This is a genomic window from Cellvibrio sp. PSBB023 (assembly GCF_002007605.1).
In the GTDB taxonomy this organism is placed as follows: domain Bacteria; phylum Pseudomonadota; class Gammaproteobacteria; order Pseudomonadales; family Cellvibrionaceae; genus Cellvibrio.
Map to the genome: position 1 here is coordinate 3,535,655 of NZ_CP019799.1, position 19,509 is coordinate 3,555,163.

General features: G+C 54.4%; 15 protein-coding genes. 7 read left to right on the forward strand and 8 right to left on the reverse strand.

From position 1 onward, the window contains the following. Positions 1-10: 10 nt before the first annotated feature. The 6 genes from B0D95_RS15245 to pilG form a co-directional block, all read right to left on the reverse strand. Positions 11-6,568 (reverse strand): Hpt domain-containing protein, encoded by a 6,558-nt coding sequence (locus tag B0D95_RS15245; protein WP_078044699.1) that lies wholly within the window; start codon positions 6,566-6,568, stop codon positions 11-13. Between the two features lie 52 nt (positions 6,569-6,620). Beyond that, positions 6,621-7,478, reverse strand: coding sequence for a protein-glutamate O-methyltransferase CheR (locus B0D95_RS15250; protein WP_078044700.1), 858 nt, complete (start codon positions 7,476-7,478; stop codon positions 6,621-6,623). Between the two features lie 57 nt (positions 7,479-7,535). Then, complete coding sequence (locus B0D95_RS15255; protein ID WP_078044701.1) at positions 7,536-9,695, reverse strand: methyl-accepting chemotaxis protein; 2,160 nt, start codon at positions 9,693-9,695, stop codon at positions 7,536-7,538. A 99-nt stretch (positions 9,696-9,794) separates the two neighbouring features. Beyond that, positions 9,795-10,337, reverse strand: a complete 543-nt coding sequence (locus B0D95_RS15260) for a chemotaxis protein CheW (RefSeq protein ID WP_078044702.1) — start codon at positions 10,335-10,337, stop codon at positions 9,795-9,797. A gap of 127 nt (positions 10,338-10,464) precedes the next feature. Continuing rightward, on the reverse strand, positions 10,465-10,827 hold the full coding sequence (gene pilH / locus B0D95_RS15265) for a twitching motility response regulator PilH (RefSeq protein ID WP_078044703.1): 363 nt from the start codon (positions 10,825-10,827) through the stop codon (positions 10,465-10,467). A gap of 157 nt (positions 10,828-10,984) precedes the next feature. Next, positions 10,985-11,380 (reverse strand): twitching motility response regulator PilG, encoded by a 396-nt coding sequence (gene pilG / locus B0D95_RS15270; protein ID WP_007639219.1) that lies wholly within the window; start codon positions 11,378-11,380, stop codon positions 10,985-10,987. 339 nt (positions 11,381-11,719) lie between these two features. On the opposite strand from pilG, the gene gshB reads away from it, so the two are divergent. The 4 genes from gshB to ruvX all read left to right on the forward strand — a co-directional run bounded on the left by gshB (position 11,720) and on the right by ruvX (position 14,747). Then, a complete protein-coding gene (gshB, locus tag B0D95_RS15275; protein ID WP_078044704.1) occupies positions 11,720-12,673 on the forward strand; it encodes a glutathione synthase in 954 nt (317 codons plus the stop codon). A 62-nt stretch (positions 12,674-12,735) separates the two neighbouring features. After that, positions 12,736-13,656: an energy transducer TonB gene (locus B0D95_RS15280; protein WP_168172465.1), complete on the forward strand. Its 921-nt coding sequence runs from the start codon at positions 12,736-12,738 to the stop codon at positions 13,654-13,656. A gap of 61 nt (positions 13,657-13,717) precedes the next feature. After that, positions 13,718-14,314 carry a YqgE/AlgH family protein gene (locus B0D95_RS15285; RefSeq protein WP_078044706.1) on the forward strand — a complete coding sequence of 199 codons (597 nt, stop codon included), beginning with the start codon at positions 13,718-13,720 and terminating at the stop codon, positions 14,312-14,314. Between the two features lie 16 nt (positions 14,315-14,330). Then, entirely contained in the window at positions 14,331-14,747 is a 417-nt protein-coding gene (gene ruvX, locus B0D95_RS15290; protein WP_078044707.1) for a Holliday junction resolvase RuvX, read from the forward strand. An 84-nt stretch (positions 14,748-14,831) separates the two neighbouring features. On the opposite strand, the gene B0D95_RS15295 is transcribed toward ruvX, so the two are convergent. Together B0D95_RS15295 and B0D95_RS15300 are read right to left on the reverse strand one after the other, a co-directional pair. Beyond that, a complete protein-coding gene (locus tag B0D95_RS15295; RefSeq protein ID WP_078044708.1) occupies positions 14,832-15,977 on the reverse strand; it encodes a PilT/PilU family type 4a pilus ATPase in 1,146 nt (381 codons plus the stop codon). 93 nt (positions 15,978-16,070) lie between these two features. Beyond that, complete coding sequence (locus tag B0D95_RS15300) at positions 16,071-17,105, reverse strand: type IV pilus twitching motility protein PilT (RefSeq protein ID WP_078044709.1); 1,035 nt, start codon at positions 17,103-17,105, stop codon at positions 16,071-16,073. Between the two features lie 75 nt (positions 17,106-17,180). On the opposite strand from B0D95_RS15300, the gene B0D95_RS15305 reads away from it, so the two are divergent. The 3 genes from B0D95_RS15305 (at position 17,181) to B0D95_RS15315 (ending at position 19,377) form a co-directional block, all read left to right on the forward strand. After that, positions 17,181-17,882 carry a YggS family pyridoxal phosphate-dependent enzyme gene (locus B0D95_RS15305; RefSeq protein ID WP_078044710.1) on the forward strand — a complete coding sequence of 234 codons (702 nt, stop codon included), beginning with the start codon at positions 17,181-17,183 and terminating at the stop codon, positions 17,880-17,882. A gap of 68 nt (positions 17,883-17,950) precedes the next feature. Continuing rightward, complete coding sequence (gene proC / locus B0D95_RS15310) at positions 17,951-18,733, forward strand: pyrroline-5-carboxylate reductase (RefSeq protein ID WP_246841796.1); 783 nt, start codon at positions 17,951-17,953, stop codon at positions 18,731-18,733. Between the two features lie 47 nt (positions 18,734-18,780). Beyond that, positions 18,781-19,377, forward strand: a complete 597-nt coding sequence (locus B0D95_RS15315) for a YggT family protein (RefSeq protein ID WP_078044712.1) — start codon at positions 18,781-18,783, stop codon at positions 19,375-19,377. Positions 19,378-19,509 lie beyond the last annotated feature (132 nt).

The following is a 19,509-nucleotide window of genomic DNA, read 5'->3' on the forward strand; positions in this document are numbered from 1 at the left end:
CCGGTGTGCCTTATTTCGCGCGAATATGCAGCAATTCCTGGATATTGCTCAGCAGCAGATCTTCCTGATACGGCTTACCCAGATACTTGTTCACGCCCAGGCTGAAGGCGCGCTCGCGGTGTTTTTCACCGGTGCGCGAGGTGATCATAATGATCGGCAGATCCTTCAGGCGCGAGCTGGTGCGGATATTTTTGGCGACTTCAAAGCCGTCCATACGCGGCATTTCGATGTCGAGCAACATCACATCCGGCATGTGGTCTTGCAATACTTGCAGGGCTTCTACGCCGTCTTTGGCGGTGATAACACGGAAACCTTCGCGTTCAAGGAAGCGGCTGGTTACTTTGCGTACCGTTACCGAGTCATCCACCACCATGACGGTTTTCTCGCTCATGTCTTCGTCTTTGAGCGGCAACAGGCCGAAGGGTTCGAGCTGAATCGCGTTTTGCAGGCCAAGGGCCAATTGCTCGCGGATCATGGCGTGCAGGTCCAGAATGACTACCACGCTACCGTCGCCCATCACCGTGGCGCCGGATACACCGCGCACGGCGCTGAATTGGGCGCCCAGTGTTTTCACCACGATCTCGCGTGAGCCAAGCAGGCGATCTACTTGCAGTGCAACGGTGTGTTCGGTACTGCGCACCAGCACCACGGGCAGGGGTAGCATTTGGCCGTCGAGTTTCGGTTGGGCACTGGAATCCAGCAAGCTGCCGAGGTAGCGCACCAAATACTGTTCACCGGCGTAGTCAAAGCGGGCGCTATCGTCCTGGTAATAGTGCTCCAGCTCGAAGGGGCTGACGCGCACAATACCTTCAATGGAGTTGAGCGGAATGGCGTAGAGGTCATCGCCAATCTGTACCATGAGTGCGCGGTTCACCGACACGGTAAACGGCAGACGGATGGTAAATTCAGTGCCAGTCCCCCAATTGGAGTCGATAAACATGGCGCCGCCGAGCTGTTTGATCTCGGAGTGCACCACGTCCATGCCCACGCCGCGACCGGAAATCTGGGTCACTTTGTCAGCGGTGCTGAAGCCAGCGTGCAGGATGAATTGAATCACGTCCTGATCGTTGAGCTGGGCATCAGCGGCCATTAATCCGCGTTCAATGGCTTTTTCGCGTACGCGCTTGAGGTTGATACCGCGCCCGTCGTCGATCAGGCGCAGGATAACATCGCCGCCTTCGCGGCCCAGGGTGAGCAGGATACGACCGTTCGGGTTCTTGCCCGCCGCGATACGTTCATCGGGCATTTCAATACCATGGTCGACGGCGTTGCGCAGCATATGCTCCAGCGGGGCGACCATGCGCTCCAATACGCTACGGTCCAGTTCACCTTCAACGTTATCCAGTTCGAAGTCGACCTCTTTACCCAATTCAGTCGCGGCTTGACGCACGATCCGGCGCAAACGCGGCACCAGACGGGAGAAGGGCACCATGCGCGAGCGCATCAGGCCTTCTTGCAAGTCGGTGTTGATGCGCGATTGTTGCAACAGCAGGGTTTCGGTATCGCGGGTTTTGTCCGCGAGGGTGAATTTCAAGTCCATCAAGTCCGATGCGGATTCGATCAGCGAGCGCGACAACTGCTGCAACTGCGAGTAGCGGTCCATCTCCAGCGGGTCGAATTCTTCGTGTTGCGCCATCTGCTCCTGGCGGAACAACACCTGGGCTTCAGTTTCGATATCGAGGCGACGCAACTGCTCCTGCAAGCGCTGGATAGTGGCGTCCATCTCTTCGATCGATCCGCTCAGGTCGCTGACTTGCTGCTCCATACGGCCACGGCTGATGGAGGTTTCACCGGCGAGGTTAACCAGCTCTTCGAGCAATTCGGCGGAGACTTTGACCACTTCTTGCGGGCCGGTGCGGCGCGCGGCCAAATGCTGTACCTGTGCGGGGCCGGTATTGCCCGAGCGCAGGCCGCCGCCGTATTCGCTGCCGGGAATTTGTGGCAGGTTGCCGGTGGCGGGTTTGGCTTTGGGCGCAAAGGTCAGCACATTGGGCTTTTCGCTCGGTGTGCCATGGGTTTCAAAGGCGTGAATTTGCTCGGCGCGGGTATTGTCAACCACTACCGTGGGTTTGCTGTAGGCGGGTAAGTCGTCGGTATCTGCCGAGTTGTTGCTGAACGCAGTAGTATCAACCAGATCGTCAGCCGGTGCATCGATGCTGTTATCCAGCAGCGGTATCGCCAGCTCAGGTGCAGATTGCGCGTCAGGTTGGCGTTGCTCCACCACAAGTTGCTGACCGTTGAGGCGCTTGCTGGCCAGCTCAACACCTGCGTGCAGGCGATCCTGGAAGTCGTGCAGGCGACCAAAGAAGGCCTGATCCAGCTCGGCGTCCTGATCCATCTCGATCAGCATGGTTTCAAAGTCGTGAGAGAGATCACCCAATTCCATCAGTCCAGCCAAGCGAGCACCACCTTTAAAGGTGTGCAGGGAACGTTTTAGCTGTTCGACGCAATCGCTATTGTTCCAGTCGTCTTGCCATTCATTGAGTGAGCCATCGATTTCCTCAAGGATTTCGCCCGCTTCCTCAATAAAGATTTCCACGATTTCTGGATCAAAATCCTCATCAATGGCATCAGCGCTATCCAGTGTGATCACAACAGACTCGGGCGCCAGATCAACCACCGCGTCTATCAGCGGCAGTTCATCAACCAAATCTGCTTCGTAGACCGGGCTATCAGCCTCGGTCTCGGTGAGTTCGACGATGGGATAATCAAGCAGTTCGTCGTCTGTGTCTTCGCTCTCGCTGGCCTCAGAGGCCAGTTCAGCGGCATAGGCATCATAGCTGACGGGTGCCGGATAAAAGTCCACCGCATCGCTGTCGATTAAATCCTCTTCCACTGCCTCCATTAAGGGGATTCCGTCATCCATAGCGACGACTTCATCGTTGCTCAGCGCGGTGAGGGTGACGACTTCGGTACTCAACAATTCATCCAGGGCGTCGTTAATCGCCTCGGGAATACCATTCAGGTTCTGGCCAGCGGCTATGGCATCCACCATATCCAACAGTGCCACATGGGCCTGATTCAATGCGTCACAAACTGGCGCCGAACAGCTGAGATTGTCGGCGATAATTGCTTCATAGACGCTATGAATCTTTTCGCTCAACTCCGCCATAGAAGGCAGGTAAGCATGGGCAGCAGCTTTGGTGAGCTTGCCCAGTTCGTCCATGACGGGAATCAGCTCAACCGTATCGGCGGGGTTGGCTTGCCATTGGGCGATAATCTTGTCGGCATCCAGCAGCAGATTCATTTCCTCGGCCATAAAAATAGCGAGTAATTCCGGGTCTACCGGGCGTTTGCCGCTTTCATCCAGCTCTTGCTGGCGCACCAGTGGGGCGACATGGATATCGCGCAGCTCGTTCACCCGCGCCACAAACTGCTGCAGGCGCGGAATATTTACCGCTTCGCCCGCCTCGATTTGCTGCAGGGCAATTTGGGTGTAGCTGACGGCATCGCGCAGCAATTGGAGGATATCGTCGTTGATATTGACGTGATAAGAGCGTAATTCCTTGGCGAATCGTTCCAGTGGCGTTGCCAATTCGGCTACCTGGGTGATTTCGGCCATGTGGGCGCTGCCCTTGAGGGTATGCAGCGCGCGCTGCATTTCTTCGCTCGGCGGCTCATAAATGGGGGCTTCTGCCTCCATACGCGCAATAAACTCTTCAACTACCTGCAGGTGAGTGATGGCTTCTGCGCCAAAAATATCCCAGAGTTGCGCATCCTGGTCGTCATCTGCATCCGCACTTTCAACGGCGGACTCGCTCATCAATAGCAGTGGCGGCAGCGCTTCCGGCACGGCGTCACTATCCAGTTGTGTGTGGTCCTGCTCTTGGGCATCAAATGGCAGCTCGTCAATTACCGCCTCGACCAGATCATCGTCGTGATCCAGCGCATCGGTTATGTCGAGGGTGTCAGGTGCGTCTCCATCCTCATCCACATATTCATCCGGATGCTCTTCCAGCTCATCATCATTTACTGGCAGGCTGGCAAGGGTTATCTCCTCGGGCTCATCATCGTCTGCCAGCGTTTCATCGGCATCCACAAGAGCGGCGGGTGCTGCAACGGGTGGAATGCTAAATGGCGTTTGGCTGTCCAGTTCGGCCTGCAATGCGGCGGGAATAATCCCTTGCGAGAGGGAATGTGCCTGTTGGCGATAGGTTTCGGCCAACTCGGACTGTGGATAGGCTTCATTGTCGCGGAAGGCGGCAATCATGCCCGGCAGCAGGGCGCATACATTCTCGATAATCCGGACATGCACCGCCTGCGGGCTGATGGTGTGGTCCAGTACGCGGTTGAGCATGTTCTCAATCGACCAGGCCAACTCGCCGATTTCATTGGCGCCAACCATCCGGCCACTGCCTTTAAGGGTGTGGAAGGCGCGGCGGAATTCAATCAGGGCATTATTGTCTTCAAAGTTCTGTGCCCAGCGCGGGAAGTATTCGTTGATGGTTTCGGTAACTTCTGTCGCTTCTTCGATGAAGATATCGATAATTTCATCGTCTATGTCTTCATTATCGCGCTCGATCACCGGTGCGTTAGCGGTTGCAATTAATGTGGGCTCGTCCGCATCCTGCTCGTGTTCCGCGAGGCCATCGGCGACGGAGATCGGCTCATCGGGTAATTCCGCGAGTGCGTCAGGCTCGCCGGGCAGACTGTAATCGATGGTTTCAAGGTTCGCTTGTGGTACATCCGCAGTAGCATTGGCATAGATGGCTTCGAGGTAGGTAGATTCATCCTCGCGGCTATTGCTCTCGTCTGCGTCCTGGTTGCTGGCCTGTTCATAGGCCGCCGTGAGTTCGGCTTCGGCCTCTTGTACATCGCTGTCTGCAGGTGCGGTTTGTGGTTCATCCGGCTCGGTTTTGCTGACCTTGGCCACGGCGTAACCCAAGCCGGCAACGCTTTCTTCTGCGACGGTGAGCAACAGGTCGATTTCCTCTTTGCGACCACCGCTGCTCAAGCGCTCCAAATAGTATTCAACACTGGTGATGGCATCGGCCAAGGTATCCAGGGTTGACCATTGGGGTGTTGCATCCTGTTCCAGCAATTGTTCTTCGATAAACCGGGCGCAGGCACCGAGGATACGCGCCGGACGCGGCAGCGGCATGATTTCCAGGCCGCCGCGAATTTCGCGCAGGGTGGTGGGCACGGTTTGCAGGTGCTGGCGGTTCCACTGGGAGGCGATGTATTCAATGATGGCGTCTTTGGCGTGTTCCAAACCGTTACGCGACTCGCGCAGCACCGATTCTTTGGCACGGCTCAGGGTGATGTCGGCCTCGTCGTTGCCACTGGTTTCTTGGCCTCCGTGTTCTGTCAGGCTGTCGAGCGCGTTCTCAATGGCGATGATTTGGCTGGCAACGGCCAGTAATTGCTCATCGGATAACTGGCTGTCGGAATCGACCACCAATTCCAGTGCGGCGCCCTGCTCAAGCAGGCGTTTGCGCAGATCGCCCAAGCCCAATACCGCCATGGTATCGGCGACTCGCTTCACAATGGGTAGGGCGTCGTTGAGTGTGTTGTGGGTATTGCCACCGGCGAGGCAAATATCCAGGCTGTTCTTGATCAGGCCCAGCTCTTCTTTGATCGCATCCACTACCGAGCGCATGGCATCGGCATCGGGTACTGAAAGCATATTCTGGGTTTCTTCGCCGGTCTCTTTACCTTCCAGCAGTGCCTCTTCCAGTTGGTAAGTATCAAAAATACGCTGCAGCTGTGAATTGGGCGGGAAGCCGGGGGCGTGTTTACCAGCGCGCGCCACGTAGTAGAGCAGGTTTTTGATCAGCTCATCATTGGTAAAACTGTTCAGCGCCTTGGTGCCGTGCACGGCGAGTACTTTGATTTCTTTATCCAGTTGGCGCAGCAGGTTTTTGACCGCCACACTCATTTCGATCGCGTCGATTTCAATCGCTTCTACCAATGCCAGGCAGATATCCCAGAGGGCAAAACGGGCGGTGCCATGGGTCAGCTTTTGCAGGCGGGAAAAGGCTTTTTGCAGATAGGCGAGGTTTTCTTCCGGGTTGACGCCGCGAATAAACCCCGAGGCGGCGTATTGGTACATCTGGCGCAGCTTGAGCACCATGGCCTGGAACTGCACATTGTCGTTAGTTACCGGCAAACGTGCGCCGCTGACTTTTTTGGCGGGCGTCAGGTTGGGCACAAACAGCTTGGTATCGGTCAACAGGCTTTCACCGCGCACGGCGCGCAGGTCGTTGAGCAGCGGTAATACCACCAGCGGGTTGTCTTTGCGGGTGGCTTTTACCTGATCCAAATAGAGCGGAAATTGCAAAATCGCGCGCATGAGTACTTCTTGCGCTTCGTTGCTATTGGCCACTGTGCCGGCGATCATCGCCTGGGTGAGCTGTTCCATTTCACTGGCGAGCATGGCGGCGCCATAGAACTCCACCATCTGCAGGCTACCGTGTACCTGATGGATATGGGTCAGACAGAAGCGAATACGCGCCGCGTCTTTGGGGTTTTCAACATAGCTTTCGAGCGATTGACGCGCTTCTTTGAGCGTTTCGCTGATCTCATGGATCAACCAATCCAGGGCGGCAAAATTACGATTATCTGCCATGCAGAGCTTTCCTCTCGTTATTCTCGCTCGGTGCGACTTTTAGCGTTCTGCCTTAGTGATTAAGGCGAACGTAGGCTTGCACTTGATCATCGTCAGTGCGCTGCATTTCGGGATGTTCCCAGTCCATTACTTCACCCAGGCCGACAATTAAGAGTCCGCCCGGTTTTAACCGCTCCACCAGTGCATTCAATACATCGCGGCGCAGCCAGCGGCGGAAGTACACCAACAGGTTTTGGCAGAAAATCACATCCACACTCACTTGGGGTAACTGGCGTGCGTGGATAATATTGCTTTGGGTAAAACAGACGCGATCGCGCAATTTGCTGACCACTTCATAGCTGCCGTCGGTGCAGGTTTGCAGGTAGCGTTTAGCCTCATCCGGTTTTACCTGTTCGGTGCGGCGTTTGCTATAGCGACCCTTACGACCGGCTGCCAATGCCGACGAGCTGATATCCATCGCGGTGATGCCGTAGTAGGGGCTGATGGCGGCTAACTCAAAACAGTCATTCACCACCATCGCCAGGGAGTAGGGCTCCTCACCGGTGGCACAGCCCAGGCTCCAGACATCAAAACTGCCTTGCAGCGATTGGTTGTTGATCTGTTGCTGCAAGTAGCTGCGCACATATTCAATGGATTCGCGGTGCCGGAAAAAGCTGGTTTCTTTAACGGCAATGCGGTCGATCAAGCGCGCCCATTCGAGCTTTGAATCTATGCTGTCTTCGGCCACAAATTGGTAGTAATTGTCGTAGTCCTCAAAACCCATGTCGCGCAAACGCGCGTAGATCTGTGATTCCAGCCAGGCTTTCTGCTGGAATACAAGCTGGATACCGGTGCGCTCCTCCAGCAGTTTGCCCCATTGGGCGAACTGATCCTGGTTGAGTGTCGGTAGTGTGCGTAAAGACCAGGCCATAGGTGCTTTCTGTGAGTTACTGGCTGCACCGCCAGCGGGGCTGGCGGTGACTGCTTATCAGGCTTTTGAGGCGTTGGCGAAGATGTCGTCGTTAGGCAACAACTCTTCATCCAAATCAATAACATCGGTATTGCTGTCAAACTCCATGGCCGGTGTTGTGGCCATGGCTTTGCGTGCCGCATTGGCGCGACCTTCGGACATATCCTCTTCCGGCAGTTTGAAACCCGCTACGGATTCACGCAGGTCGAGTACCATTTCCGCGAGGTTACCAATCGACTGCGCGGTAGCAGAAGTACCGGCAGACGTTTGGGTCGTAATCTCTTGAATAACATTCATCGTGTTGGAGATGTGACCCGCCGACGATGCCTGTTGGCGCGCGGCGTTGGAAATGTTCTGGATCAATTCCGCCAAGCTTGACGATACGTTTTCAATTTCTTCCAGTGCCACACCCGCATCCTGTGCGAGGCGCGCACCGCGCACCACTTCAGAGGTGGTTTGTTCCATCGAAATTACCGCTTCGTTGGTATCGTTCTGAATCGTTTTTACCAGCGCTTCGATCTGCTTGGTCGCAGCGGCGGAACGTTCCGCAAGGCGTTGAACTTCGTCCGCTACCACCGCAAAGCCGCGGCCTGCGTCACCGGCCATCGATGCCTGAATCGCGGCGTTAAGTGCGAGGATGTTGGTTTGGTCCGCAATGTCGTTAATCAAGCTTACGATATCACCGATCTCTTGTGACGATTCACCGAGGCGTTTAATACGTTTGGAGGTGTCCTGGATCTGTTCACGGATGGTATCCATCCCGTGGATGGTGTTCTGTACCACTTTCGCACCGTTACCGGCGATAGATACCGCACGTTCCGCTACCGCTGCTGATTCGGCGGCGTTGGCAGATACCTGGTCAATGGTCACCGCCATTTCATTTACCGCCGCCGATGCACCGGCAATTTCTTGCGCCTGGTGTTCAGATGCTTCGGCGAGATGCAATGCAGTTTGCTGGGTTTCTTGCGCAGCGGCCGATACGTTTACCGCGGTTTCGTTGATTCGCGCTACCAGAATACGCAGCTGGTCGATGGTGAAGTTAATAGAGTCCGCAATCGCACCGGTGAAATCCTCGGTTACGGTGGCAGTGGTGGTCAAGTCACCGTCCGCAAGGTCAGCCAGTTCGTCGAGCAGACGCAAAATTGCGGTCTGGTTACGTTCGTTGGTTTCGGTGGTTTCGTCCGCGCGTTTACGGGCGCCGCGATACTGGTTAAAGCCGAGGTAGAACAAGGAAATCAGGGTGATAGCGGCAAACACAATAACCCAGGTATTGTTTACAAAGGGGCGATTGTCCGCCTGCACTGTCAGCTTATCGGAGATACTGGCCAGACCTTGCAGCAGTTGTGGCGTATCCACCAAGAGTGCATCAGATGCCTGACGGGCGCGGGTGAGGTTGGTTGAGCCATCCACCATTTCCTGAATCGATTTGCTTACGCCATCAAACAGTTGGGTGATTTGGTCAAGGCTGGCGCGCGCTTGCGGGTCAGATACACGGCTGATGCGCAGTGCGGGGTCACCCTCTTTCATGGCGGTCAGTACGCGGGCATAGAAGTTGGCATCGCGATTGAACTGGTCGGCTGCATTGCCGGCATCGGCGTCACCGCGCAGCATTTTATCCACGTTACGACCGATACGCTCGGCGCGCCAGGACAGCAACTGGGCTTGAATGGCCTGATCGGCAGGGGCGCCGGATTCCAGCAGTATGTCCACAATGTTGTTGTGTTCGGTCTGCAGGGTGGGCAGGTTATCATTCAGGGTATTACCCACGTTGTTGAGCGATACAATCAACTCTTTGTTGGTGGCGATATCTTTGGCGTTGTTCTGCACACGGTTCCAGGTGCTGCCAAAGTTATCAAACTCGCTGCTGAGTGCTTTGCGAGTGCGCTCATCGCTGCTGCGCAACATATCCCAAGTGCTGCTCATGCTGCTCACCACGCCGCTCAACTCGCCAAAAGCTTTTTCATCGCCCGAGGTTGCGTCACGCGCCAGGGAGGTCAGACGATAGGCTTGCGCACGCAAGTCACTCGCCTGTTGCAAGTAGCGTTGGTCGTTGGTCTTGCCCTGGTTGATTAACACCAACAGCACGACCGCCGCCACGAATGAGCCTACCAGCAAGGCCGTGGCGACGACTGTCGCTGGCTTTGCCCGAAAAGCGGCAATTTTTGAATCAGTTTTCATCTAAGCACTCCTACACCAGCATTCGGTTTTATTTTTTCTGTCCACGTTGCTTTTTGCGTGGGTCAAAAAGCCTGATATTGCCTTGCGATTGTGAATCTACTACGACTTGGCCGCATTGGTAAAACGCGGATCCTCGGCCAACAATGCCGGTCTGAACAGCGACCAGCGCTCGCCTCCCTGAGGATAACTACCAGTGACAAACGGCAGGATGGCACTGGGGACAGCGCCGGCCTGCTCGGTATATTCATCCATGGGAAAATGTTGCATACCAAACACCTGATCGACGATGAGGCCGGAATAGAGTGTTTCGGTTTCGAGAATTAATACGCGACGGTGTTTGCGCGAACTGCCCAGGCGATCGCCAAAGAACATTGCCAGATCAAAGAGCGGCAGCAGGCGGCCGCGCACGTTGGCGACGCCCTTGACCCAGGGCTGAACGCCGGGCAGGTGGGTATGGTTGGGAACTTCGAGCATCTCCGATACTTCGCCGATAGGGGCAACAAAGTAGCTACCCATCAGGGAAAAACCGATACCGCTCCAGTGCGGACGAATATCCGCCTGTGCCGGCAAACCGCGCGCGGCGGCCCGGCTGCGCTGGGCTAATGTGAGCAGGGCCTGAAACGCGGCCTGTGGTTCTGACATATCTCTGTCCATAACTGTCGTGCATCAACACAGAGATTGCTGGCCTGGTTAAGCCTTTAGTCAGTGGATGATGCTTGTTGTTATTGTCTATTCATCATTCCTGGATGGTGACAACGCTATCCTTTGATCAAACTAATACTTCGGCCATGGCCGCCATCAGTACTTCCTGGGTAATCGGCTTGGATAAATAGGCCTTGGCACCCTGACGCATTCCCCAGACACGGTCAGTTTGCTGGTCTTTGGTGGTGACGATAATCACCGGAATATGCGCGGTTTCGGGGGTTTTGGACAATTGGCGTGTCGCCTGGAAGCCATTGAGGCCGGGCATGACCACATCCATTAGCACCACATCGGGCAGTTCTTTTTGCGCCATAGCAACGCCGGCTTCACCATTGTCGGCCGTCATTACCACATGGCCATTTTTTTCCAGCATGCTGGTGAGCTTGTAGGTTTCGGTGGGTGAGTCGTCGATAATCAATACTCTGGCCATAAATGCTCCAAAAACATATATAGGTAGACCGCAGTGCTGCGGTAGTCATCAATAATTACTGGATGATAGCCCCGGTCTGACCTTGCTGCGTATGGCGTTTGATCGCACAGGGATAACAACCAAAAAACGTGCTCCGACGCAGGCCGGAGCTTGCCCATCAGGATGCTTTCAAGTGCTTGACGTGCGCTTCAATGGCGCCCAGCAATTCGCTTTTACTGAAGGGTTTGGTGAGGTATTGGTCAGACCCGACAATACGCCCTTTGGCTTTGTCGAATAGGCCATCTTTACTGGATAACATAATGACCGGTGTGGTCTTGAATTCGCTATTATTTTTAATCAGGGCGCAGGTTTGGTAGCCATCGAGGCGCGGCATCATAATATCGACAAAAATGATGTCAGGGCGGGTGTCGGCAATTTTCGCCAGGGCATCAAAGCCATCGGTGGCGGTAATCACCATACAGCCTGCTTTTTTGAGCAGTGTTTCAGCCGTGCGACGGATGGTTTTACTGTCGTCGATAACCATCACTTTGAGGCTTTCGTAAGTTACTTCCATACTCTGACCTTGCCTTTTGTTATTACCGTAATTGCCAGATATACGCGTTGGATGATTGATATCTACGGACGCGCTAGATAGTCCCCTGCCAAGCAGGCGTCAAAATAACGCCACAAGTGGAGGCAAACTTTTAACATAGTTTTTAAGCTTTCGCCATAACTAGTTGAATATATGAGTAATCCATTCCGTTTTTATAATCATTTGAGAGGTAGAAACTGTCGGCAATAACCTTGCTTTAATTCCACCCAGACATTAACTTTAGCCTCCGCGTGGTTCCGCGCAGGGTTTTTGCGCCGGTGGCAACTCCCACTTTCCAGCATTTTTAGTTGAGCACTCTCTATGGCTATCTCTCTCGGTGTGGTGATGGATCCCATTGCGGATATTACCTTCTATAAAGACACCACCCTGGCATTGCTGCTGGCCGCGCAGGAGCGCGGCTGGGATTTGCACTATATGGAGCAAAAGGATCTTTATTTACTGCAGGGCGAAGCCCGCGCCAGTACCCGCAATTTGTTCGTTGCTGACAATGGCGACAGCTGGTACGAGTTGGGTTTGCAGGAAGATAAGAAATTGGGTGATCTCGATGTGATCCTGATGCGCAAAGACCCGCCGTTTGATAACGAATATATTTACAGCACCTATATCCTCGAAGCCGCGCAGCAGCAGGGTGCATTGGTGGTGAATGATCCGCGCAGCCTGCGCGACTGCAATGAAAAAATCTTCGCTACCCAGTTTCCCCAGTGTTGCCCGCCGGTGTTGGTCAGCCGCGATATGCTGCGCCTGCGCGACTTCCACAAGCAATACGGCGATGTGATTTTCAAACCGCTCGACGGTATGGGTGGCAGCCGTATTTTCCGCTGCCGCCAGGACGACCCTAACGTGGGAGTGATCCTTGAGACGCTGACGGAGTTTAGCCAGCAATTGATTATGGCGCAGCGCTACATCCCCGCCATCAGCGAAGGCGACAAGCGCATTTTGGTTGTGGATGGCGAAGCCGTGCCCTATTGCCTGGCGCGTATTCCTGCCCAGGGTGAAACCCGTGGCAATCTGGCCGCTGGTGGCAGGGGCGTGGCCCAGCCCTTGACCGAAAAAGACCTGTGGATCGTGTCGCAAGTGGCACCTACGCTCAAGGCCAAAGGCTTGATGTTTGTAGGGCTGGATGTGATTGGGGAGTACCTCACCGAGATCAACGTCACCAGCCCGACCTGCGCGCGCGAAATCGACAAGGCCTATAACACCGGAATTGGGTCACGGCTTATCGACGCCATAGAGCGTAAATTAGTGCCCCGTTAAGCGGCTCCCTTGTCAATAACACCAATAGACGGCCGCCGGTGAAAAAATCCAGAGTTAGCAGCATGAATCAGGCCCTTGCCGTTGAACCACAAGCCTTGGCTGCATCGCCGGTTGATAGCGGTGATCGGCTGAGCTTTACCTTTTTCCTGGCGATAGTGGTGCATGCGTTATTGATCCTGGGGATCAGTTTTAAATTGCCTGATCACAGCAATAAATCACAGACGATTGAAATTACCCTCGCAACCCACAAGGCCGCGCGCGCGCCGGATGACGCTGACTTTTTGGCCCAGCACAACCAGGAGGCCAGCGGTACGCTGGATGAGGCCAAGCAACTGACCACCGAGCGTCAGGCCGAGTTTGCCGATACCCAGGTGCGCGATGTGAATCCGGTACCGCAACAGGCATCCGCCACCCAGCAGCTCAAAGAGCAGCAACTGGTGACCACCCAATCCCGCAGTACCCACGTTGCCCAAGTGACATTGAACCCGGATGAGCGCACGGCGTCGCAGCAGCGTGAAGGCTTGGCGGAGGACCAGCTCATGGTGTCGGCCGAGATTGCCAGCCTTCAGGCCAAGCTGGACAAGCAGCGTCAGGAATACGCCAAACGCCCGCGGGTGCGTACCCTGACGTCGGTATCCACCAAAGAATCCTTTGATGCCAAATACCTGCATGACTGGAGTACCAAGGTGGAACAGGTGGGCAACCGCAATTACCCCAAGGAGGCGCTGAGCCGTAAAATTACCGGGCATTTGCGTCTGTCGGTGGTGATAAACCCCGATGGCACCATCTATGAAATTAAAGTATTACAGTCGTCCGGCCAGCGCATTCTGGACGATGCTGCACGTCAAATCGTGCGCTTATCTGCCCCCTTTGCCCAATTTCCTGCCGAGATTCGCAAGCAAGCTGATCGGCTGCAAATCATCCGCACCTGGAATTTTGAAATCACCGGCAGAGACGCGGCAATCACTACCTCGGCGAATTGACGGCGCGAATAAATTTACCCCCCGCGCTTGTTTTACCTTCCTTTGGCCTCATACTGTTTTCATGAACGATAAACCTGATTTTGCTACCGACATTGACGAGCTAACACCCGGCAGCCTGCGCGATCATTTCCTGATTGCCATGCCGGGGCTTAATGATTCCTCGTTTGCGCACACAGTGACCTACATTTGCGAGCACAGTGAACAGGGCGCTATGGGGGTGGTGATCAACATGGCGACGCCCATGCTGCTCAAAGAAATTTTTGAACAGATGGCGCTCAGTGATCAATCCGAATTGGGCGGACAAATTGTCATGAGCGGGGGCCCGGTACAACCGGAGCGCGGATTTGTGTTGCACAGTCCGGATACCAAATGGCAATCGACCCTGGAAATTTCCCCGGAGGTTAGTCTCACCGCCTCGCGCGATATTATTGCCGCCCTAGCCGAAGGACGCGGCCCCAAACATTCGCTGATTGCACTGGGTTATGCCGGTTGGGGTGAAGGGCAACTGGAGGCAGAAATTGCCGCTAATTCCTGGTTAACGGTACCGGCAGATAAAGATATTATTTTCAACACCCCGCTCGAACAGCGGTGGACTGCGGCGGCGCAGGCCTTGGGTATTGATGTCAATTTAATTGCCAGTACCGCCGGCCACGCCTGATCGATATTTCTCATTCATGACGATTAAATCCCTGCTTGCGTTTGATTACGGCACCAAAAATATTGGCGTTGCCTCCGGTCAAACCATTACCCGCTCTGCCAATGCCCAGGCGCAGTTAAAAGCCAAAGATGGCGTGCCCGACTGGAATCAAATTGAAAAATTATTGAAAGAATGGCAGCCCGATTTGGTATTGGTTGGCTTGCCGTTAAATATGGATGGCAGCGAGAGCGAATTAAGCACGCGCGCGCGCAAATTTGCCAATCGCCTGCATGGTCGTTTTGGTGTGAAAGTAGAATTGGTGGATGAACGCCTAAGCAGTTTTGAAGCCAAAGGTGAGGTGATGGAGCAGGGCGGTTCGCGTCATTACAAACTCAACCCTGTGGACTCGATTGCCGCGCGACTAATTTTGGAAAGTTGGTTTGAACGAAATTAAAGTTTTTAATCTCCCCTGCCCCCTCTTTATCAAAGAGGGGCGTCTGCTTGCTCCTCCCTTTTGCAAAGTGAGGCCGGGAGGGATTTAAAACATCTTGCCGCGATTATTTTGATCGTCGGATTGAATCGACAAGCTATCTGCTGCGTGGGACAGGTAATTGGAATCTGTTTCCGATGCGAGCTTGATCATCAAGCGCAAATCGTTGGGTGAGTCGGCGTGTAGCAGTGCGTCTTCGTAGGTGATTTCACCGGCGTCATAGAGTGCGTAGAGTGCCTGATCGAACGTCTGCATGCCCAACTCGGTGGAGCGTTTCATCAATTCCTTCAAGTCTGATACTTCACCCTTGCGAATTAAATCCTGCGCCAGTGGGGTGTTGATCATAATTTCCAAACAGGCGCGGCGACCATTGCCGTCCGGTGTGGGAATTAATTGCTGGGCGACAATCGCTTTCAGGTTGAGCGACAAATCCATCCACAATTGGCGATGGCGATCCGCCGGGAAAAAGTGAATGATGCGGTCGAGCGCCTGGTTAGCATTGTTGGCGTGTAGCGTACACAAACACAAGTGACCGGTTTCCGCAAAGGCGATGGCGTGATCCATGGTTTCGCGCGAGCGCACCTCACCAATCAAAATCACATCGGGTGCTTGACGCAAGGTATTTTTCAGGGCGACTTCAAAGGATTCCGTATCAATACCCACTTCGCGCTGGGTGATGATGCAGCCTTGGTGTTGGTGGATAAATTCAATCGGGTCTTCGATAGAAATAATGTGGCCTTTGGAGTTTTGGTTGCGATGGCCAATCATGGATGCAAGCGATGTGGATTTACCAGTACCGGTCGCGCCCACAAAAATAATCAGTCCGCGTTTGGTCATCGCCAGCTCTTTAACAATTTCTGGTAAGCCCAGTTCATCGATCTGCGGAATTTTGGTTTCAATGCGGCGCAACACCATGCCGGCGAGGTTGCGCTGATAAAATGCGCTGGCACGGAAGCGGCCAATACCACGTGCGCTAACCGCAAAGTTGAGTTCTTTTTTCTCCAAAAATTCAGTGCGTTGTTTTTCATTCATCACGCTCAGCACCAGCTCGCGCGCTTTTTCCGGTGCCAAGGGTGTAGCAGTCACGGGCACGACCTTGCCATGGACTTTGATCGAGGGTGGTACACCGGCGGTGATAAACAAATCCGACGCGCCTTTTTCTACCATCAAGGACAATAACCGATCAAAATCCATAACAATGCACCTTAAAAATTATTGAAAAATTGTGCTGCAAAAAATAAAACAGGATTAAACATTTTCGTAATTAGAAATTCTCAGGGCCTTCTATTAGAAGTTCTCCGGGAACTTGGCTTTCGATTTCGCCGCGTCGCGGCTGACGATACGTCGCGCAACCAAATCGGCCAAACACTGGTCCATGGTCTGCATACCGAGCGATGCGCCAGTTTGGATTGCTGAATACATTTGCGCGACCTTATCTTCGCGGATCAGGTTACGGATCGCCGAGGTGCCTCGCATAATTTCGTGGGCCGCGACACGGCCGCCGCCATTTTTCTTCATCAGGGTTTGTGAGATTACCGCTTGCAGCGATTCCGACAACATTGAGCGCACCATGGATTTTTCGTTCGCGGGGAATACGTCCACGATACGGTCGATGGTTTTGGCGGCGGAGGTGGTGTGCAGGGTGCCGAATACCAAGTGGCCGGTTTCGGCGGCAGTTAACGCGAGACGAATAGTTTCCAGGTCGCGCATCTCACCGACGAGAATAATGTCCGGGTCTTCACGCAACGCCGAGCGTAGTGCTTCGTTAAAACCGTGAGTATCGCGGTGGACTTCACGCTGGTTAATCAAACATTTTTTGGATTCGTGTACGAATTCAATCGGGTCTTCAATGGTGAGTACGTGTTCGTATTTGTTGTCGTTGATGTAGTCGATCATCGCTGCGAGCGTGGTCGATTTACCCGAACCGGTCGGCCCGGTTACCAGTACTAATCCGCGCGGTACGGCGCAAATATCGCGGAACACATTGCCCATACCCAATTCTTCCATGGTGAGCACTTTGGAAGGAATGGTACGGAATACGGCGCCGGCGCCGCGGTTCTGGTTAAAGGCGTTAACACGGAAGCGGGCGACGCCGGGCACTTCGAACGAGAAGTCGGTTTCCAGAAATTCTTCGTAGTCCTTGCGCTGCTTGTCATTCATAATGTCGTAGATCAAGCCATGTACCTGCTTGTGCTCCATGGGCGGCAGGTTAATACGGCGCACGTCGCCGTCGACACGAATCATCGGCGGCAAACCCGCCGAGAGGTGCAAGTCAGATGCGCCTTGTTTGGCACTAAACGCCAGCAGTTCGGTGATATCCATCAGAGCAACCTTTTGTTATTCGTCTGCACCGCAGACGTTTGTGGGCAATTTCAGCGATTTTTAAGAAAACGGAATATGCACAAGATAGACGACCAGCTCGCGAAAGTCACCGCACGAATTCATCAAGCCGCTACAGCCGTCGGACGAAATCCGCAAACTGTGCAGTTGATCGCTGTGAGCAAAACCCAACCGGCGCAAGCCTTGGCTGAAGCCTATGCCTGGGGGCAGCGCGCCTTCGGTGAAAACTACCTGCAGGAGGCGCTGGACAAACAAGTCCAGCTTGCTAGTTTGGCGGGTATCGAATGGCATTTTATCGGTCCGATTCAATCCAACAAAACCCGTCCCATCGCCGAACATTTTGACTGGGTACATTCGGTGGATCGGCTTAAAATTGCCCAGCGCTTGCACGATCAGCGGCCGGAATCCTTGCCGCCATTGAATATCTGTGTGCAAGTGAATATAGACGATGAAACGACCAAGTCGGGTGTTAGTCTCGACGAGCTGCCCACTTTGGTCGCTGCCATTGCGCCATTGAAGCGTCTGACCTTGCGCGGTTTGATGGCGATTCCCGCCGCGACCAACAATACTGACCAGCAGCGCGCTGCCTTTGCCAGGCTGCACCGTGCGCTGGTGCAGTTAAATCAGCAAGGGTATGGATTGGATTGCCTGTCCATGGGTATGTCGGGTGATCTGGAGGCGGCCATTGCCGAAGGCGCGACGTTTGTGCGTGTCGGTACGGATATTTTTGGCGCGCGGGCAACGCCCGTCGCTGGTTGATGACTTCTACTTTCTGTTAAGGATTTATTGTGGCTACATCCAAGATTGCATTTATCGGCGCCGGCAATATGGCCAAGGCGATTATCGGCGGCTTGCTCGCCGAGGGTTTCAACCGCAGCCAGATTCTCGCTGCAGGTCCGCGTCAGGAAACCCTGGACAGGGTGCAGCAGGAATTTGCGATTGAAACCACAACGGACAATAACGCCGCTGCTGCCTGGGCGGATGTAGTCGTGCTGGCGGTTAAACCGCAAATGCTCAAAGAGGTGACGCTGGCACTGCGCGATTCACTGGCGCACCAGCCGCTGATCATCTCCCTCGCTGCCGGGATTACCACGGAGAGTATCGGCGCTTGGTTAGGTGACGATTTGCCCATAGTGCGCTGCATGCCCAATACGCCTTCGCAACTGCGCGCGGGCGCCAGCGGCCTGTTTGCGACGGCGCGCGTGAGTGACGAGCATAAGTCCCTCACCAATGCGATGCTGGGTGCGGTGGGTATAGTGCAGTGGCTGGATGATGAGCGCTTGTTGAATCCGGTTACCGCCGTCTCTGGCTCTGGCCCGGCCTATTTCTTTTTGATCATGGAAGCGATGATCGATGCGGGCGTCGAGTTGGGCTTGAGTCGCGACTGTGCGACCGAGCTGACCTTGCAAACCGCGCTGGGTGCCGCCATGCTCGCCAAAGAAAGTGAGTATGATGTGGCCGAACTGCGCCGCCGTGTCACCTCGCCCAAAGGCACCACCGAGCAGGCGATACTGTCATTTGAGCAGGATAATATCCGCGCGGTTTTTGCCCGCGCCATGACGGCTTGCAGCAATCGGGCGGTGGAATTGTCGGAAGTATTAGGTAAGTAACGACGCCTGTTGTCAGGCCAGAATTTCTTTCATCACCGGAGCTTTGCATGTTTGCCAATATTTTGCATTTGATTGCCTACAGTTTGTTGTCACTGTTTTTGATCATTGTGGTGCTGCGTTTCCTGTTACAGATAGTGCGCGCGGACTTTTATAACCCCGTGTCGCAGGCGATTGTGAAAATCACCATGCCGCTCCTAAAACCCCTGCGCAAAGTGATCCCCGGGTTGCTGGGTATCGATATGGCATCCGTGGTGCTGATCCTGTTGGTGCAGTTGTTCGCCAGCGCTATCCTCTGCCTTATCACTGGCTTAACAGGGTTGATCGCCCTGCCGCATATCCTGTTGGCTTGGGGCTTTGCCGGTGCGCTCACCATTATTTCCAACATTTTCTTCTGGTGCATGATCATCAGCATTATTGGCAGCTTTATCGCGCCCATGAGCCATCACCCGCTCCTGACCCTCGCCAACCAAATCATCAACCCGCTCACTGCGCCCATTCGCAAAGTGATTCCGCCATTGGGCGGGGTGATCGACATATCGCCCATTATTATCCTCCTGGGGTTACAGGTCGTGGATATGTTGATCATCCGCTTCGCCATGTTCCTCAGTGTTAACCCGCAGGTTGTATTGGGTTATTGGTCCTGATAATCCCTCTGTTACAGACTGGCAGGAGCTACTGGGTGTTGCGCCCAGTTCCTGCCGGTAACCTGCTGAATTCCCCGCCATTCATCCACACAACCGACCACTGGCTGCTCAACTTCTAGCCAATGGTGTGTT

Coding starts and splice junctions, on each gene's coding strand:
- B0D95_RS15245 (WP_078044699.1), bottom strand. CDS start 6,568: ATGGCAGATAATCGTAATTTTGCCGCCCTGGATTGGTTGATCCATGAG.
- B0D95_RS15260 (WP_078044702.1), bottom strand. CDS start 10,337: ATGTCAGAACCACAGGCCGCGTTTCAGGCCCTGCTCACATTAGCCCAG.
- ruvX (WP_078044707.1), top strand. CDS start 14,331: ATGACGATTAAATCCCTGCTTGCGTTTGATTACGGCACCAAAAATATT.
- proC (WP_246841796.1), top strand. CDS start 17,951: ATGGCCAAGGCGATTATCGGCGGCTTGCTCGCCGAGGGTTTCAACCGC.
- gshB (WP_078044704.1), top strand. CDS start 11,720: ATGGCTATCTCTCTCGGTGTGGTGATGGATCCCATTGCGGATATTACC.
- B0D95_RS15300 (WP_078044709.1), bottom strand. CDS start 17,105: ATGGATATCACCGAACTGCTGGCGTTTAGTGCCAAACAAGGCGCATCT.
- B0D95_RS15255 (WP_078044701.1), bottom strand. CDS start 9,695: ATGAAAACTGATTCAAAAATTGCCGCTTTTCGGGCAAAGCCAGCGACA.
- pilG (WP_007639219.1), bottom strand. CDS start 11,380: ATGGAAGTAACTTACGAAAGCCTCAAAGTGATGGTTATCGACGACAGT.
- B0D95_RS15295 (WP_078044708.1), bottom strand. CDS start 15,977: ATGGATTTTGATCGGTTATTGTCCTTGATGGTAGAAAAAGGCGCGTCG.
- B0D95_RS15315 (WP_078044712.1), top strand. CDS start 18,781: ATGTTTGCCAATATTTTGCATTTGATTGCCTACAGTTTGTTGTCACTG.
- B0D95_RS15285 (WP_078044706.1), top strand. CDS start 13,718: ATGAACGATAAACCTGATTTTGCTACCGACATTGACGAGCTAACACCC.
- B0D95_RS15280 (WP_168172465.1), top strand. CDS start 12,736: ATGAATCAGGCCCTTGCCGTTGAACCACAAGCCTTGGCTGCATCGCCG.
- B0D95_RS15305 (WP_078044710.1), top strand. CDS start 17,181: ATGCACAAGATAGACGACCAGCTCGCGAAAGTCACCGCACGAATTCAT.
- B0D95_RS15250 (WP_078044700.1), bottom strand. CDS start 7,478: ATGGCCTGGTCTTTACGCACACTACCGACACTCAACCAGGATCAGTTC.
- pilH (WP_078044703.1), bottom strand. CDS start 10,827: ATGGCCAGAGTATTGATTATCGACGACTCACCCACCGAAACCTACAAG.